This window comes from Occallatibacter sp., assembly GCF_036502485.1.
Taxonomy (GTDB): domain Bacteria; phylum Acidobacteriota; class Terriglobia; order Terriglobales; family Acidobacteriaceae; genus Telmatobacter.
The window spans coordinates 55,053-69,419 of sequence record NZ_DASXYM010000137.1; the positions used below are offsets into that span (position 1 = coordinate 55,053).

Annotated in this window: 13 protein-coding genes and 1 tRNA gene; 8 read left to right on the forward strand and 6 right to left on the reverse strand. The window is 63.5% G+C overall.

What is annotated here, in order from left to right; genetic code table 11:
* Nucleotides 1-210: 210 nt before the first annotated feature.
* The gene (locus VGL22_RS17670; protein ID WP_465268268.1) at nt 211-2,766 is read right to left on the reverse strand and encodes a penicillin-binding protein 1A; all 2,556 of its coding nucleotides are present in this window, start codon (nt 2,764-2,766) and stop codon (nt 211-213) included.
* Between the two features lie 272 nt (nt 2,767-3,038).
* On the opposite strand from VGL22_RS17670, the gene VGL22_RS17675 reads away from it, so the two are divergent.
* The gene (locus tag VGL22_RS17675) at nt 3,039-3,278 is read left to right on the forward strand and encodes a hypothetical protein (protein ID WP_465268269.1); all 240 of its coding nucleotides are present in this window, start codon (nt 3,039-3,041) and stop codon (nt 3,276-3,278) included.
* A gap of 92 nt (nt 3,279-3,370) precedes the next feature.
* Here the strand turns inward: VGL22_RS17675 and VGL22_RS17680 are convergent, their stop codons facing one another.
* The 3 genes from VGL22_RS17680 to ahcY all read right to left on the reverse strand — a co-directional run bounded on the left by VGL22_RS17680 (nt 3,371) and on the right by ahcY (nt 7,141).
* Nucleotides 3,371-4,561, reverse strand: a complete 1,191-nt coding sequence (locus VGL22_RS17680) for a S41 family peptidase (RefSeq protein WP_465268270.1) — start codon at nt 4,559-4,561, stop codon at nt 3,371-3,373.
* Nucleotides 4,562-4,722: 161 nt separating this feature from the next.
* Nucleotides 4,723-5,580, reverse strand: coding sequence for a methylenetetrahydrofolate reductase [NAD(P)H] (gene metF, locus VGL22_RS17685; protein WP_465268271.1), 858 nt, complete (start codon nt 5,578-5,580; stop codon nt 4,723-4,725).
* 133 nt (nt 5,581-5,713) lie between these two features.
* A complete protein-coding gene (ahcY, locus tag VGL22_RS17690; RefSeq protein ID WP_465268272.1) occupies nt 5,714-7,141 on the reverse strand; it encodes an adenosylhomocysteinase in 1,428 nt (475 codons plus the stop codon).
* 81 nt (nt 7,142-7,222) lie between these two features.
* Here ahcY and VGL22_RS17695 point away from each other — a divergent pair, with 81 nt between their 5' ends.
* The 5 genes from VGL22_RS17695 (at nt 7,223) to VGL22_RS17715 (ending at nt 11,554) form a co-directional block, all read left to right on the forward strand.
* Entirely contained in the window at nt 7,223-8,269 is a 1,047-nt protein-coding gene (locus tag VGL22_RS17695) for a metalloregulator ArsR/SmtB family transcription factor (protein WP_465268273.1), read from the forward strand.
* A 147-nt stretch (nt 8,270-8,416) separates the two neighbouring features.
* A complete protein-coding gene (locus tag VGL22_RS17700) occupies nt 8,417-8,773 on the forward strand; it encodes an ArsR/SmtB family transcription factor (protein WP_465268274.1) in 357 nt (118 codons plus the stop codon).
* 108 nt (nt 8,774-8,881) lie between these two features.
* Complete coding sequence (locus VGL22_RS17705; RefSeq protein ID WP_465268275.1) at nt 8,882-9,631, forward strand: SDR family NAD(P)-dependent oxidoreductase; 750 nt, start codon at nt 8,882-8,884, stop codon at nt 9,629-9,631.
* A gap of 148 nt (nt 9,632-9,779) precedes the next feature.
* Nucleotides 9,780-10,466, forward strand: coding sequence for a dienelactone hydrolase family protein (locus VGL22_RS17710; RefSeq protein ID WP_465268276.1), 687 nt, complete (start codon nt 9,780-9,782; stop codon nt 10,464-10,466).
* A 425-nt stretch (nt 10,467-10,891) separates the two neighbouring features.
* A complete protein-coding gene (locus tag VGL22_RS17715; protein WP_465268277.1) occupies nt 10,892-11,554 on the forward strand; it encodes a Crp/Fnr family transcriptional regulator in 663 nt (220 codons plus the stop codon).
* A gap of 136 nt (nt 11,555-11,690) precedes the next feature.
* Here the strand turns inward: VGL22_RS17715 and VGL22_RS17720 are convergent, their stop codons facing one another.
* Together VGL22_RS17720 and kdsB are read right to left on the reverse strand one after the other, a co-directional pair.
* Nucleotides 11,691-12,749, reverse strand: a complete 1,059-nt coding sequence (locus VGL22_RS17720; protein ID WP_465268278.1) for a bifunctional transcriptional activator/DNA repair enzyme AdaA — start codon at nt 12,747-12,749, stop codon at nt 11,691-11,693.
* 68 nt (nt 12,750-12,817) lie between these two features.
* Nucleotides 12,818-13,576 (reverse strand): 3-deoxy-manno-octulosonate cytidylyltransferase, encoded by a 759-nt coding sequence (gene kdsB, locus VGL22_RS17725; protein WP_465268279.1) that lies wholly within the window; start codon nt 13,574-13,576, stop codon nt 12,818-12,820.
* 140 nt (nt 13,577-13,716) lie between these two features.
* On the opposite strand from kdsB, the gene VGL22_RS17730 reads away from it, so the two are divergent.
* Both VGL22_RS17730 and VGL22_RS17735 read left to right on the forward strand, forming a co-directional pair.
* Nucleotides 13,717-13,793: transfer RNA gene (locus VGL22_RS17730), tRNA-Met, on the forward strand.
* 52 nt (nt 13,794-13,845) lie between these two features.
* The coding region (locus VGL22_RS17735) for an alkaline phosphatase family protein (RefSeq protein WP_465268280.1) at nt 13,846-14,367 on the forward strand (522 nt) is incomplete at its 3' end.

Genomic DNA, 14,367 nt, shown 5'->3' on the forward strand with positions numbered 1-14,367 from the left:
CCTGGATTTCGCCGGCGCCACGACACAGTCCCGCAGCGACGGCAGGAGGTTATCCGGGGACAAAGTCCTGGGTATGCAGCCCAAGAAAACCTGCGAAGCCCCGGTAGGGGCGCTGGAAGAGAGCATCCCGTACCTGTCTGAATTGGGGTTCATGGTTTCCACCCTGTCGCCAGAAAAAAGGCGACAGGATTCTGCACGGAGTTACCGTGGCTATCTGCCCGGATTGATCGCCGGCTTCACCACCGGCCTGGCCTTTACGGGTTCGCTCGCAGCAGGAAGCGCCGGCTTCACCGCAGGCCCATTCGCCGGCCGGGCGGCAGCCGCCGCACTCACGGACTTCGGCGCGCTCCGCACCGGCACAGTAGTGATTGCCTTGGCACCCATTCCGGGCAGCGAGGAGCGGGGCATCGTGGATACCCTGGTGGCTGCTGCCGGCTTGATGCCAGCCGAACCAGCCGTAGCATCCGCCTTCACCGCCCCAGCCGCAACCCCCGCGCCAGCGGCAACCCCCGGACCAGCCGAAGCCTGCAGCAGCGGCGCCTTCACATCGCCCTGGTCCCCAAGGAACCGCTCGTTATCCTTGCCCGCGATGGCCTGCTTCATCACCGTCATCCAGATCGGCAGCGCGGCCCTCGCCCCGGTCTCCTTCTCGCCCAGCGACTCCCGGCTGTCGAATCCCACCCACACGCCGCACGTCACGCTCGGCGAAAAGCCCAGGAACCACGCATCGGTGTAATCGCTGGTCGTTCCCGTCTTACCTCCCAGCGGATGATTCAACTGCGAGGCTGCCGCGCCCGTTCCATGAGCCGTCACCGCCCGCAGCAGCGTCATCATGGTGCGCGCCGTCTGCTGGCTGATCACTTCCTTCACCTGCGGCGGATCTTCCCAGAGCGTAATCCCGTCCGCATTTGATACCTTGCGGATCATCCGCGGCTGCACCCGGATCCCGTCATTGGGAAACACCGAGTACGACGCCACCTGCTCCTCCAGCGAGATCTCCACCGCGCCCAGCGCCACCGGCAGATACGCCGGCATGTTCGAAGTCACCCCGAACCGGTGCGCCATGTCGATCACCTTGCGAATGCCTACGTGCGCGGCCAGCTTCAGCGCCGGAATGTTACGCGACTCCGCGAAGGCATTCACCAGCGTCATCGCGCCCTTGTAGTCGTTCTCGTAGTTGTGCGGCGTGTACGACCCAAAGCTCACCGGCCCGTCCACAACAATGTCGTCCGGTTTCGCGCCATCCTCGATCGCCGTCGTATACACATACGGCTTGAAACTCGAACCCGTCTGCCGCTCCGCCTGCGTGGCGCGGTTGAACACGCTCACCGAATAGTCGCGCCCGCCCACCATGGCCAGAACATCGCCCGTGGTATTGTCCATCAGCATCAGCGCGCCCTGCACGCCGGAATCCTGCTCCAGGCTCGCCTTGCGCGCGCTCCCCTCAAACCCATCCTGCAGGTGCACGTAGATCACGTCGCCGGGCTTCAGCAGCGCGTCCGCGTAGCGCTGCCCCGTCCACTTCCAGTCATCGGGCTGCAGGATGACCTCGTCGGAGCCGATCCGCCCGCGCACCATGGTGGGCAGCACCGAGGTGACCACCGCATGCACATAATCCCCGGCAGCGTACTTCAAAGTCCAGTCCGGATGCCGGTAGCTCTCCAGATCGGACCCGTCGGCCGTCACGTTCTGCAGGCGCGCCTTCCACCCGTGCCGCCGTTCGTAGGCGGCCAGTCCGTCCAGCACCGCGCTGTTGGCGGTCTTTTGCAGGTCAAGATCGAGCGTGGTATCCACCCGCAGACCGGCCTCATGCACCTGCTCGGTGCCGAACTGCTTCTCCAGCTCGCGGCGCACCTCTTCCTGAAACCACGGGGCCACGGAGCTCTCGGGCTGCGTCAGCTTCAACCCCAGCGGGTTCTCCTTGGCGCGCGCGGCTTCTTCGTGCGTGATCAGCCCGTCTGACTCCATTTCGCTCAGCACCAGGTTGCGCCGTTTCAGCGCCTTCTCCGGGTTCAGAACCGGCGAGTAGGCATACGGCCCCTTGGGCAGACCCGCGAGCAGCGCCGCCTCTGTCAGGCTCACATCCTCGGCGTGCTTGCCAAAATAGAACTGGCTCGCGGCCTCAAACCCATACATCCCGCTGCCCAGGTAGATCTGGTTTGCATACAGAGTGAAAATCTGTTCTTTGGTGAACGAGCGTTCAATCTGGATGGCCAGAAAGGCTTCCTGCACCTTCCTGCCCGCCGTCCGGTCCGCGGACAAAAACAGGTTCCGGGCCAGCTGCATGGTCAGCGTGGAAGCCCCCTGTGCTCGCCCCTTGCTGCGGATGTCGTGCCAGGCAGCGCCCCAGATGCGCCAGAAGTTGATGCCTCCGTGCGACTCGAAATCTTTGTCTTCGATGGAGATGACCGCCTTGCGCAGTACCGGCGCAAAGTCGTTGTAGTTCACCACGATGCGACGTTGCAGAGCGAACGATCCGATCACCCGGCCCTTCTGGTCGTAGAGATCGGTGGTGGTCGAAGGCCGGTAGCGCTCCAGGTCCTCGATCTGCGGCAGGTCCGAGGAGTACACCAGCGTCAGCCCCGCTAGCGATCCCGTCACCGCCGAAAGCACAATCAGGAGAGTCAGGGCCGCCTTGCCCGCCAGCTTCCGCCGCGGCCTCTGCGGGCGGGGCTTTTTGCCCGCATCCCGGGCTCCATCCGGCTCCAGCCGATGGGTCCGCCCCAGCTTCCGGGATTCTTCTACAAGTTGAGTAGGGGTGGCCAAGCGCGTCTCGCCTTCAATGGCATCTCTCTGCGAGCGAGTGGGAGAATGCTGAATTTACTTCCAGAGGTTACCACGCATTCACCGCGCCGGCAGTAACAAACCACCTTCCCGGTACCTCGCCGTGCAATTCCGGAAGCACCCGTTCCATAGGCCCAAAACGCGTTCCCAGCTGGCTCGGCGCCGCGCGTGTTGGAGGGAAACAAGGATTCTCGTGGCGTTTCCGCCGCCCCCTCGGTATACTCCCGCTCAATCCTCGATGAAGGGAGTTCCCCATGGCCCAATCAGCCACCGCAGGCGGTCAGTCAACGGGCCTTCCGGTCAGAAAAGTCCTGGCCGGCGGTGTTTCAGGAGCGATTACCACGATTGTGGTGTTCGTCCTTAATAACTATGTTCTCGAACCCCATGGCGCCAAACTGATAACCGGAGATATTGGAGCGGCGATCACCACCGTTCTCTCCTTCGTGGTGTCGTATTTCATCCCTCCGGGTCCCAACGAATCGGTTATCCCCTGATGCACCAACAAATTGAAACCCTCCAGACACACGAAAGCCCCGCGCCGTTCTCAGCGCGGGGCTCCCCATGCAGCTCGTATTAGCGGGCCCGATTAGCTGTTTTTGCTCTTCAGAATCGACAGCGCCTTATCCAGCGGCTGGTCGTTCTTGTCAGGTGTCTCGTCCTCAATCTCTTCGTCCGGAGTCTTGCCCACCTGGACATTGGGATTCACTGCTTCGTCCTGGATCTTCTTGCCATCCGGTCCCTCGTACTTGGCGATGGTCAGCAGCAGCGCTGCGCCATCCGGCAGGTCAATGGTCTTCTGCACCGAACCCTCGCCGAAGGTGCGCTCGCCCACCACGTCGCCGCGTTTGGCGGCTTCAATCGCCGAGGCAGTCAGTTCCGCTGCCCCATAGGTGCCGCGATTCACCAGCACCGCCAGCGGCGCGGTGGTCAGCACCTTGGCCGGGTCGGCCGCAAACGTCTGCTTCGGGAACCGCTGCCCTTCGAGCATCGCCAGCGTGCCCTGGCCCACAAAGAGGTTCGCCAGGCGGATGCCCTCTTCCTCTTCCCCGCCTGAAGCGTCGCGGAGGTCGAGAACAATCTTCTTGCCCTTGTTGGCCTTGAGCTTGGCGGCGACCTCATCCACGCGCGCCTTGGTGATCACTGCCGGCTTCAGATAGAGCACCGTGGAATTCTCATACTCCTGCTGGCTCAGATCCGGTGTGGACACAATCGCGCGCGCGATGGTCAGCTTGTCGGGATCGGCCTTGCGCGGCTTCACCACCGTCAGGTTCACCGTGCTGCCCGCCTTGCCGTCCAGCATCAGGCGGATGACCGCCAGCGACAGTTCCCGGGTCGAGGTGTCCCCGATGGCTTCAATCACGTCCCCATCGGCGATGTGTTCATGATCGGCCGGCGATCCCGGCAGTACATTCACCACCGTTGCGTAACCATAGCGCTTCGAGACCGTTATGCCAATCTGGGCAACGCCCGAGGAAGGCCGCTCCTTCCAGATCTTGTACTCGGTCGGCGTCAGGTAGCTGGAGTCCGCATCCAGCGATTCAAGCAGCCCGTGCAACGCGCCCGTCGTCACCGTCTGCATGTTCGGCTCGGTCACGTAGTCGCTCTGAATCCGCCGCAGTACCTGCTGATAGACGTGGATCTGGTTATACGCGCCGTCCTGCTCGCCGCCGGCATGCACGCCGAACCAGCCGAACTCGCCCAGGGCGAAGCCCAGGCCCAGCGCCGCAAATACCGCCGCGCCCAGCACAAACATTAGTCTTTGGAAAAATCGAGACACATACACCTCAACGGCCTAAGGGAGGCCGCTACTTTATAGACGCAATGATACTCCAAGAGGTGTTTTTTCCCGTTGCCGGAGAGCAATTCTGCCCGTCCGCTCTCGGTCGAACGCGCCAATCCGGTGCAGAACGACGGCGCGCCTCCGGCCCTCGATAATTCTCAGGCGGTGACGCTCAGCTTCAGGTTTTCCCATAGCCGCATCGTCGGGCCGGCCTGGTTGATGGTATAAAAATGCAGCCCAGGGACGCCGTTGCGCAGCAGCGTCTCGCACAGACGCGTCACCACCTCCAGGCCGAAGTCGAGCAGGGCATCGCGGTCATTCTCCAGCTCTGCCAGCCGCAAACGGACCCAGCGCGGCAGATCGGCGCCGCACCCGGTGCAGAAGCGCAGCGTCTTGTCGTAGCTGGTGATGGGCATGATGCCCGGATAAATGGGGATGCGCAGCCCCGCCTTTTCGCAGCGATCGACAAAATGGAAGTACGCATCGGCGTTGTAGAAGAGCTGCGTGAGCGCGGCATCGGCGCCGCATTCCACCTTGCGGACAAAGTTGTCGAAGTCGGCGCCGGGGTTCTGCGCCTGCGGATGCATCTCGGGATAAGCCGCCACCTCGATGCGGAATTGGTCGCCGTGCGTCTCGCGGATAAAGCAGACCAGGTCGCTGGCGTACTTGAACTCGCCCGGAGCCTCCGTGCTGAGAGCTGTGGCAGGCAGATCGCCGCGCAAAGCCACAATCCGCCTCACGCCGGCGGACCGATAGCGGTCGAGCGCGGCCGCGATGTTGGCGCGCGTCGATCCCACACAGGTAAGGTGCGGCGCGGCTTCGAGCCCCGTCTCCCGCACCACGGTGAGGATGGTCTCGTAGGTGCCGTCCTGGTCCGATCCGCCCGCGCCGTGCGTCACCGAGAAGTAGTCAGGCTTGAGCTCGGCCAGCCTGGAGATGACGGCCGGCAGCTTGGCCACGCCTTCCGGCGTGCGCGGCGGGAACAGTTCGAAGGAGAATCGAGGCGGCGAGGGCATGGAGAGAATCCAAAGTCGGGAGAATCAGGGTTCGCCGTTTCCCCTCCTGTCGCCAGAAGAAAGGCGACAGGAGGGGGCACGGCAGATTCCGGAACACGTCAGCCGCGTATTACTGACAACGGATCACTTGCGACTAATACCTGTAGAACTCCGGCTTGAACGGCCCTTCCACCGGCACGCCGATGTAGTCAGCCTGGCGCGCGGAGAGCTTGGTCAGCTTCACGCCGATCTTCTCGAGGTGCAGCCGCGCCACTTCCTCGTCCAGCTTCTTGGGCAGCGTGTACACGGCGACCTTATAGCTGTCCTTGTTCCTCCACAGGTCGAGCTGCGCCAGCGTCTGGTTGGCAAAGCTGTTCGACATGACGAAGCTGGGGTGGCCAGTGGCGCAGCCCAGGTTCACCAGGCGGCCCTCAGCCAGAATGAAGATCTCGTGTCCATCTTCAAAGTGATACTTGTCCACCTGCGGCTTGATGTTGAGCTTGGTCGCGGTGGGGTCGGTGTTGAGCCGGTCCATCTGGATCTCGTTATCGAAATGTCCGATGTTGCAGACGATGGCCTGGTCCTTCATCTTCTGCATGTGCTCGAGGGTGATGATGTCCACGTTGCCCGTGCAGGTGACGTAGATATCGCCACGGCCCAGCGTGTCTTCCAGCGTCGTGACTTCAAAGCCTTCCATCGCCGCCTGCAGTGCGTTGATCGGATCGATTTCAGTCACGATCACCCGCGCGCCCATGCCGCGCAGCGAGTGCGCACAGCCCTTGCCCACGTCCCCATAGCCGCAGATCACCGCGACCTTGCCGGCCACCATCACGTCCGTCGCGCGCTTGATGCCGTCGGCCAGCGACTCGCGGCAGCCATAGAGGTTGTCGAACTTCGACTTGGTCACCGAGTCGTTCACGTTGATGGCGGGAACCAGAAGCGTGCCCTTTTCCACCATCTGGTAGAGACGGTGCACGCCGGTGGTCGTCTCTTCCGAAACCCCCCGCCATTCCTTGACGACCTTGTGCCAGTGCTGCGGATCCTCGGCGTAAACCCGCTTCAGCAGATCCTTGATCACCTGCTCTTCATGGTTGCCGCTCGCGGTGTTGACCCACCCGTCGCCGTTTTCGAGCTCGTATCCCTTGTGGATGAGCAGGGTCACGTCCCCGCCGTCATCCACCACCAGCTGCGGGCCCTTGCCGCCCTTGTGGTTAAGTGCCGCCAGCGTGCAGTCCCAGTACTCTTCCAGCGTCTCGCCCTTCCAGGCGAACACCGGCACGCCCGTGGCGGCGATTGCGGCAGCCGCGTGGTCCTGCGTGGAAAAGATGTTGCACGACGCCCAGCGAACCTCCGCGCCCAGGCTGGTCAGCGTCTCAATCAGCACAGCCGTCTGGATGGTCATGTGCAGCGAACCGGTAACGCGCACGCCGGCCAGCGGCTTTTCGGCCGCGTACTTGTTCCGAATGGCCATCAGGCCGGGCATCTCGTGCTCGGCGATCGCAATCTCCTTGCGACCCCAGTCGGCGAGGGACATGTCTGCGACTTTGTAGTCGGCGGCGGTGATTTCGAGGGTGGTGGCCATGCTGTTCTCCTTGGGGCGAGCGGGGAAAGGCCGCTTCGCATCGAGTAATCGTGATATGTTGATATATAGCAGAAATCACCCATGCCGTCCATTGTCAAAATGCTGCGAGCCGCCGCCGATCCCAATCGCCTGCGTATCCTGCTGCTTCTAAAACAGGAAGAGCTATCCGTGGCGGAACTGCAGGAAATTTTGACCATGGGCCAGAGCACGATCTCCACCCACCTGTCGCAGCTCAAGCAGGCTGGGCTGGTCACCGATCGGCGCGTCGGAAAAAACATCCTCTACAGCCTCGCGGATGCGTCCCCCGCACAAAAGGGCCGCCTCCTTCAAAGCGATCCCGAAACCCTGACGGAGCGCAACGGCAGCCAGCCCCTGAACGGAGCGCTCGGCGTCTGGGCTTCCGCCCCTGACGACAGCTCTTCCCCGGGCTTCCTCGAGCAGCTGCTCGCCCAGGCCAACGTCGAAATCGCCGGCTCCGCGCATGACCACGCTGCCATGCGCCGGGTGCTGAAGAAGCGCCAGGACAGGATGCGCGCCTTCTTCGATTCCATGGCCGGCCGCCTCGGCCGCGACTACGTCCCCGGCAAGAGCTGGAAGAGCCTGGCCGAGGCCCTTCTGCGCCTGATGCCGCCCCAGGTCATCGCCGACCTTGGCGCCGGAGATGGCAGCTTTTCCATCCTGCTGGCGCAGCGCGCGGAGCGGGTGATTGCCGTGGATGCCAGCGAGAAGATGCTCGAAGTCGGCCGCGATCAGGCGCAGCGGAACGGCATGGAGAACATCGAGTTCCGCGCCGGCGACATGGAAGAAATGCCCATCGAGTCCGGCACCGTCGACATCGCCTTCTTCTCGCAGTCACTGCACCACGCCCTGCACCCTCGGCAGGCGCTCAAAGAGGCCGCAAGAATCCTGAAGCCGGGCGGCCGCGTGGCCGTGCTCGACCTGGCCAGGCACCGTTTTGAAGAAGCGCGCGAGCTCTACGCCGACGAATGGCTCGGCTTCAGCGAAGCGGAACTGGAACAGATGCTGGCCGACGCCGGCTTCAAAGACGCACGCGTAGCCATCGTCGACCGCGACCCCGACGCCCCGCAGTTCCAGACACTATTAGGCATTGCCGAGAAGATCCGCTAACAGGCTTGCTTGCTGCCGCGCGTTGCGATCCAGGCCGCCGCATATACAACCTGACACAGCCACATCTTCCCATCCTGCTCGGGCCCATGCCAAAAGTTGCCAGAGCCCGTGGTCACGCCGCTGCGATAAGCTGAATCCAACCATTGGATGAGCACCCCGGCAAAGACCGCTTCCGAGAAGCCGCGCGCCCGCTTGACGCGTGCACAGCGCACCGCCATTCTGAAGGCCCTGGCAGACCCCAAACGGTTCCAGCTACTGGAACGGATTGCGCGGTCGACCTGTCCACTGGGCTGCTCGGCGGCGCGCGATGCGCTCGCCATCTCACCCGCTACTCTGTCGCATCATGTGAAGGAACTGCAGACCGCGGGCCTGGTGGAAGTGAAGCGCGAGGGCAAGTTCATCTTTCTCTCGCTGCGTCCCGGCGTGCTGCAGGAGCTGATCGGCGGGCTGAACGGCCTGGTCCAGTCACACTGCAAGGATTCATCTGATTCCGGCGCGGCCTGACCAGAAACGAGATATTCACAATCCTCCTGAATCCTTCTCCCTCCTCCGCAATCAATTCGACAGTTGTCGAAATGTCGAAGCGATGACAGGCCGGCACGGGAGAGATGAATGAAGAATCTGCAGGGCAAAGTGGCGCTGGTTACCGGCGCATCGAAGGGCATTGGAGCAGGAATCGCCAGGGAACTGGCGGCGCGCGGAGCCGCGGTCGCGGTGAACTACTCGAGCAGCAAAGCCGAAGCCGAGAAGGTCGTTCGCGATATCGAGCAGGCCGGCGGCAAGGCGATCGCGGTCAAGGGCAGCGTGTCTGACCCCGGCCAGATCCCCACGCTTATCGAAGAGGTCGCGCATAAGCTGGGCCCCATCGATGTGCTGGTGAACAATGCCGGAATCTATGAATTCGGGCCCATCGACGCGATCACTCCGGATCATTTCAAAAAGCAGTTCGACACCAACGTTCTGGGGCTGCTGCTGGTTACCCAGGCGGCCCTGAACCAGTTCAACCCGGGCGGCGGAAGCATCGTAAACATCAGCTCCGTTGTCGTGGATGGCGTACCCGGCGCCGCCGTTTACAGCGCCACCAAGGGCGCCGTCGATGCCGTTACCGCGTCGCTCGCCAAGGAACTGGGTCCACGCAAGATTCGCGTGAACTCCCTGAACCCCGGCCTGGTGGAGACCGAGGGCACCCACGCCGCCGGGTTCATCGGCAGCGATTTCCAGAAGGAGGCTGTGTCCCGCACGCCGCTCGGCCGCATCGGGCAGCCACAGGACATCGCCACCGCGGCCGCCTTCCTGGCTTCAGACGACTCGGCCTGGATCAACGGGCAGGCCATCCACGCCTCGGGCGGCTTCCGCCTCTGACCGATATGGCTCCAGCCGGTTTGACCCGGCTGGAGCGGTGCCGGGCCAAACGCTGCCTTCGCCGCCCCCAATGAACATAGCTGGATTGAGGTGTCTGGTTTGACGCAGGCACCGCCTCTGTTGGAATTTGGAACCTGGAGGGTTTCCAATGGCGAAGCGCAGCGAGCACATCTCTTTACGGGCATCGGACGGACAGGAACTCGGGGCCTATGTAGCCTGGCCTGACGGCGAGCCCGTGGCCGGGCTGGTGGTGATCCAGGAGATCTTCGGGGTGAACGCGCACATTCGCCGCGTCACCGACAGCTATGCCCGCGATGGCTTTCTGGCGATCGCGCCAGCGTTGTTCGACCGCATTGAACCGGGCGTGGAACTCCAGTACGATGGCGACGACGCTGCCAGGGCGCGCAGCTTCATTCCCCGCATGGACATGGAAAAGGCCATGCTCGACGTCCAAGCCGCCGTGCAGTATGCGGCCAAATCGACCGGCAAAAAGGTAGGCGTGATCGGCTACTGCTGGGGCGGCACGCTGGCCTGGCTGGCCGCCTCGCGGCTGCCGGTGAGCGCGGCCGTTGGTTACTACGGCGGCCGCATCGGCAGCTATATTCACGAGACGCCCAAGTCTCCGGTGATGCTGCACTTCGGCACCCAGGACAAGCACATTCCCAGGAGCGAAGTGGATCAGGTCAAAACCGCCCATCCCGACACCGAGATCTACTGGTATGACGCGGACCACGGCTTCAACTGTGACGCGCGCGCCAGCTTCAACCCAGAGGCAGCGCGGGTCGCGCGGGAGCGCTCGCTCGGGTTCCTGAGCGCCCATCTTCAGCACCGGTAATCACACTAAGGCTGTATCCTCCCGTACTCATTTCGTACCCCGCTTATCCGATTACGTTCAGGGGGGAAGTGTATGTAGATCATGACCTAACGGATGTGACCGTGGTCACTTGCAAGTCGAGCCTTTCAGGTAGATAAAATACACATGCCATTCTCCCCCCGCAGAGTGGCCACTGCGCGGCAACGGTCAGGAATGCGCCGTTGTTGAAGGCGTTGCGATTACCACGATCGTACGTCTGGATTAGAGCGCCCCAGTCATTCACACACTGTGTGGGGGAAAGCATGTCGCTCCCGTTTACGAATACTGCGTCTCAGTTCACTCGTCCCGGCCAGGATATGCTGGACCGCGCGAGGTTCGTCGCTGCGTCGCCTTTGGGAATTGGCTTGAGCCATGACGCTTGTGTTGCCGTTGCCTCCAGAACCCGGGTGAAGCGCTTTGCTCGCGGCCACGCGCTCTTTCTGCAGGGCGACGCCGGCCAGAGGCTGATGCTGATCACCAGCGGATGTGTGAAGCTGACCCAGGTCAGTCCGGAAGGCAAAGAGGTTCTTCTGTGGATGTGCGGGACTGACCACGTGCTAGGCATCCGCTCTGAGCTGACCGGCAAACCTTATTCCTGCTCCGCCGAAGCTGTGAAAACCTGCACCGTGCTCGTATGGGAGCATGACGCTCTGGCCTCGCTCGCGCAGCAATACCCGCGCCTGGTGCAGAACCTGAATGGATTCCTCCTCACCCGCATCGAGGAACTGGAGGAGCGCTTCAGGGAACTGGCCACCGAGAACGTCAGTCGCCGCCTCGCCTGTACCCTGCTGCGTTTGAGCCGGCACATTGGCAGCCCCAGCGAAGGCGGCACCGAGATATACCTCTCCCGCCAGGAAATTGCGCGCATGACCGGCACCACGCTCTTCAGTGTCAGCCGCATCCTGTCGGAATGGGGCAGGGACAAGCTGGTCCTGCCGAAACGGAACTCCGTCGTTCTGCCGGATCTGGCGCTGATCGCGAAAGTGGCCGAAGCTGAGCCGCGGCCCTCGCCCAGCAGCGGGATGCCGAGCCGGGGCAGGCTCCGGGACTTTAATTCGATGCCGGTATAAATTCGCGTTCCGCCCGCCGTACCTTAAACCAGTCCTGAGTGACTGCGTCCCCGCGAGATCATCGCAGGGGCGCCCCTCCTGCGCGCCACATCGACGCAACCCCAGCGGCTTGACAGAATGCTACTCAGGAATCGCGTTAGCCGCGTTCCGAGTCAAGGAGCTGGCGCTTGCGTTCCACCCCCCAGCGGTACCCCGTGAGCGAGCCCGAGGCGCCCACCACCCGGTGGCAGGGGACAAGAATGGCCACTCGGTTGGTGGCGCAGGCACGCGCGACAGCGCGCGTGGCGTTGGCATCGCCAAGATCGGCGGCCAGTTGCGAGTAGCTCCGTGTCTGACCTCGGGGAATATCGCGCAGCGCCTGCCACACGCGAAGCTGAAAGACCGTTCCTCTCAGATCCAGCGCGCCCTTGGACGTGAGGGTCTGGCTCAGATCGCGGCCTTCCCGCACACTGTCCAGTGCGGCCCCCACCATCTCGACCAGCGAGGCGTCCGGGTGAACCTCGGCGGCCGGGAACTCGTCGCGCAGTGTCTGTTCGGCGGCGGCTTCGCTCTCCGCAAGAGCCAGCCAGCACAAGCCGCGGTCCGTGGCGCCCACAATCATCCATCCAAAAGGCGACGCCGCGGTGGCGTAGCCGATGTGCTCGCCCCGGCCGCCGGCGGCGAACTTTGCCGGAGTCATGCCCAGCGGGTCGGCCTCATAGGCGCGGCTTGAGGAGTTGAACCCGGCGTTGTAGATGGCGTCGGTCACGGAGGCTCCGCTCTTGAGTTCAGACCGCAGGCTGCCCGCGCGAAGCGCCCGCTGATACTGGCTGGGGCTCGCGCCCATGGCCTGCTTGAACATCCGCTGCACGGTGAATGGGCTGGTGCCGGCGATGCGCCCGAGTTCGTCGAGAGGGACCCGGCGATCGAGGTTGGCCTCGAGATGTTTGCGGACCCTCTCCAGGGCGTTGCTGCGCGCCGCCTGCGGCTTGCAGCGCAAACAGGGGCGGAATCCCGCGGCCTGCGCGTCAGACGGGCTGATGAAAAAACGGACGTTCTCGCGCAGAGGGCGGCGGCTGGTGCATGCCGGGCGGCAGAACACCCCCGTGGTCAGAACAGCGTAGAAGATGGTGGCCTGCGGGTCGCGGGCCATCACCTGCGACCAGGCGGATTCGGCGTCAATGAGTGTCTGTGCGGGCTGGAGTGTCGTGTTCATGATTTCTATGCTGACGCCGTTCGCCACGGCGTACACTCCGATTCTTGCGTGCAATTCAGTTTAGGTGACTACGCCCTTCCGCGACTGAGGAGGACAGCCTCCGCCCGCGCGAGGTCTTCTTCGGTGTCCACGCCGATGGTGTCCCGCGGCGCCGAGGCGACGTAGATGTCGATGCCGTTTTCAAGCAGCCGAAGCTGTTCGAGCCGCTCGATCTGCTCCAGCCGGCCGGGTGGCAGTGAGGCGAACTGCTCCAGTGCGCCGCGGCGGTAAGCGTAGATGCCCAGGTGCTTGCGATAGCCCGAGCACCCAGCCCCATCGCGGTCGTACGGGATGGTCGCGCGGGAGAAGTAGAGCGCCTTGCCGCCGGTGGAGGTGACCACCTTGACGGCATTGGGGTTCGCCATGTCTTCCCGCGCACAGGGGACAGCCAGGGTGGCGACCTGCACTTCAGGCTGGGCAAACAAGGCGAGGAGCGGCGGGAAGAAGTCGGGCGTCAGGGTAGGCTCATCGCCCTGGATGTTGACGTACACATCGGCCGGAACTTGGCTCGCGACTTCGCGCACGCGGTCGGACCCGGAGGCGCAATCCGGCGAGGTCATCCGTATCGGAATCCCGCGTTCCCGGCAGACCGCGGCGACCTCCTCGGAGTCCGTGGCGATGAGCACCGGGTCCATCAGCCCGCTCTCGGCGGCGGCTCGGTACACCCATTCCACCATGGGGCGCCCGGCAAGCTCGCGGAGAACCTTGCGGCTGAGCCGTGTGGAGCCAAGGCGCGCTGGAATGATTCCGGCAACCGTGAGCCCGGCAGCCGGGCGGGAGGGGTTCATGCGTTTGATTGTAGAAGGGCTTCGCGCAAGTTGGCGCGCGGGCGCGGCAGGTTTGACCTTGGCTGCTCGTACCCTTATCATCAAGACTTGGCGCCAGTTTGTTGGCCCGCCGCCCTGGCGGCCGTGTGCGTCCCTCCTTGGGCGGAGTAGCTCAGATGGTTAGAGCGACGGATTCATAACCCGTAGGTCGGCGGTTCGATCCCGCCCTCCGCCACCAGTGGCGTGCGTCATTTTACGCAATACCAACCTGGAGATGAGATACCTGTACTATGCACTCACGGCGCGACTTCCTACGATTCATCGCCACCCTCGCCGGCGCGGCCGGAGCCTCCGGCATCATCCCTGAAGCCATCGAGCGCGCCCACGCCATCGAGCCCGATCCCGGCTCCACCTTTCTCGACGCCGAGCACATCGTCATCCTCATGCAGGAGAATCGCTCTTTCGACCACGCCTTCGGCACACTGCGCGGCGTCCGCGGCTTCAACGATCCCCGCGCTCTGCGCCTGGCCAACGGCAACTCCGTCTTCGTTCAGAGCGACTCCGAGGGCCGCTCCTACGCGCCATGGCGGCTCGACATCAAGGACACGCGCATTACCTGGATGGGCTCGCTGCCCCACTCGCGCGAGAGCCAGGTGGACGCATGGAACGACGGCCTGCACGATGGCTGGCTCGACGCCAAGCGCGCCGGAGAAAAGGACTACGCGCACATGCCCCTCACCATGGGCCACTACACCCGCGAAGACCTGCCCTTTTATTACGCGCTCGCCGACGCCTTCACCATCTGCGACCAG

Bases quoted from the DNA above. Each gene is read 5' to 3' on its own strand.
- kdsB (WP_465268279.1), bottom strand. From the start codon at position 13,576: ATGAACCCCTCCCGCCCGGCTGCCGGGCTCACGGTTGCCGGAATCATT.
- VGL22_RS17700 (WP_465268274.1), top strand. From the start codon at position 8,417: ATGAGCACCCCGGCAAAGACCGCTTCCGAGAAGCCGCGCGCCCGCTTG.
- ahcY (WP_465268272.1), bottom strand. From the start codon at position 7,141: ATGGCCACCACCCTCGAAATCACCGCCGCCGACTACAAAGTCGCAGAC.
- VGL22_RS17675 (WP_465268269.1), top strand. From the start codon at position 3,039: ATGGCCCAATCAGCCACCGCAGGCGGTCAGTCAACGGGCCTTCCGGTC.
- metF (WP_465268271.1), bottom strand. From the start codon at position 5,580: ATGCCCTCGCCGCCTCGATTCTCCTTCGAACTGTTCCCGCCGCGCACG.
- VGL22_RS17695 (WP_465268273.1), top strand. From the start codon at position 7,223: ATGCCGTCCATTGTCAAAATGCTGCGAGCCGCCGCCGATCCCAATCGC.
- VGL22_RS17710 (WP_465268276.1), top strand. From the start codon at position 9,780: ATGGCGAAGCGCAGCGAGCACATCTCTTTACGGGCATCGGACGGACAG.
- VGL22_RS17720 (WP_465268278.1), bottom strand. From the start codon at position 12,749: ATGAACACGACACTCCAGCCCGCACAGACACTCATTGACGCCGAATCC.
- VGL22_RS17705 (WP_465268275.1), top strand. From the start codon at position 8,882: ATGAAGAATCTGCAGGGCAAAGTGGCGCTGGTTACCGGCGCATCGAAG.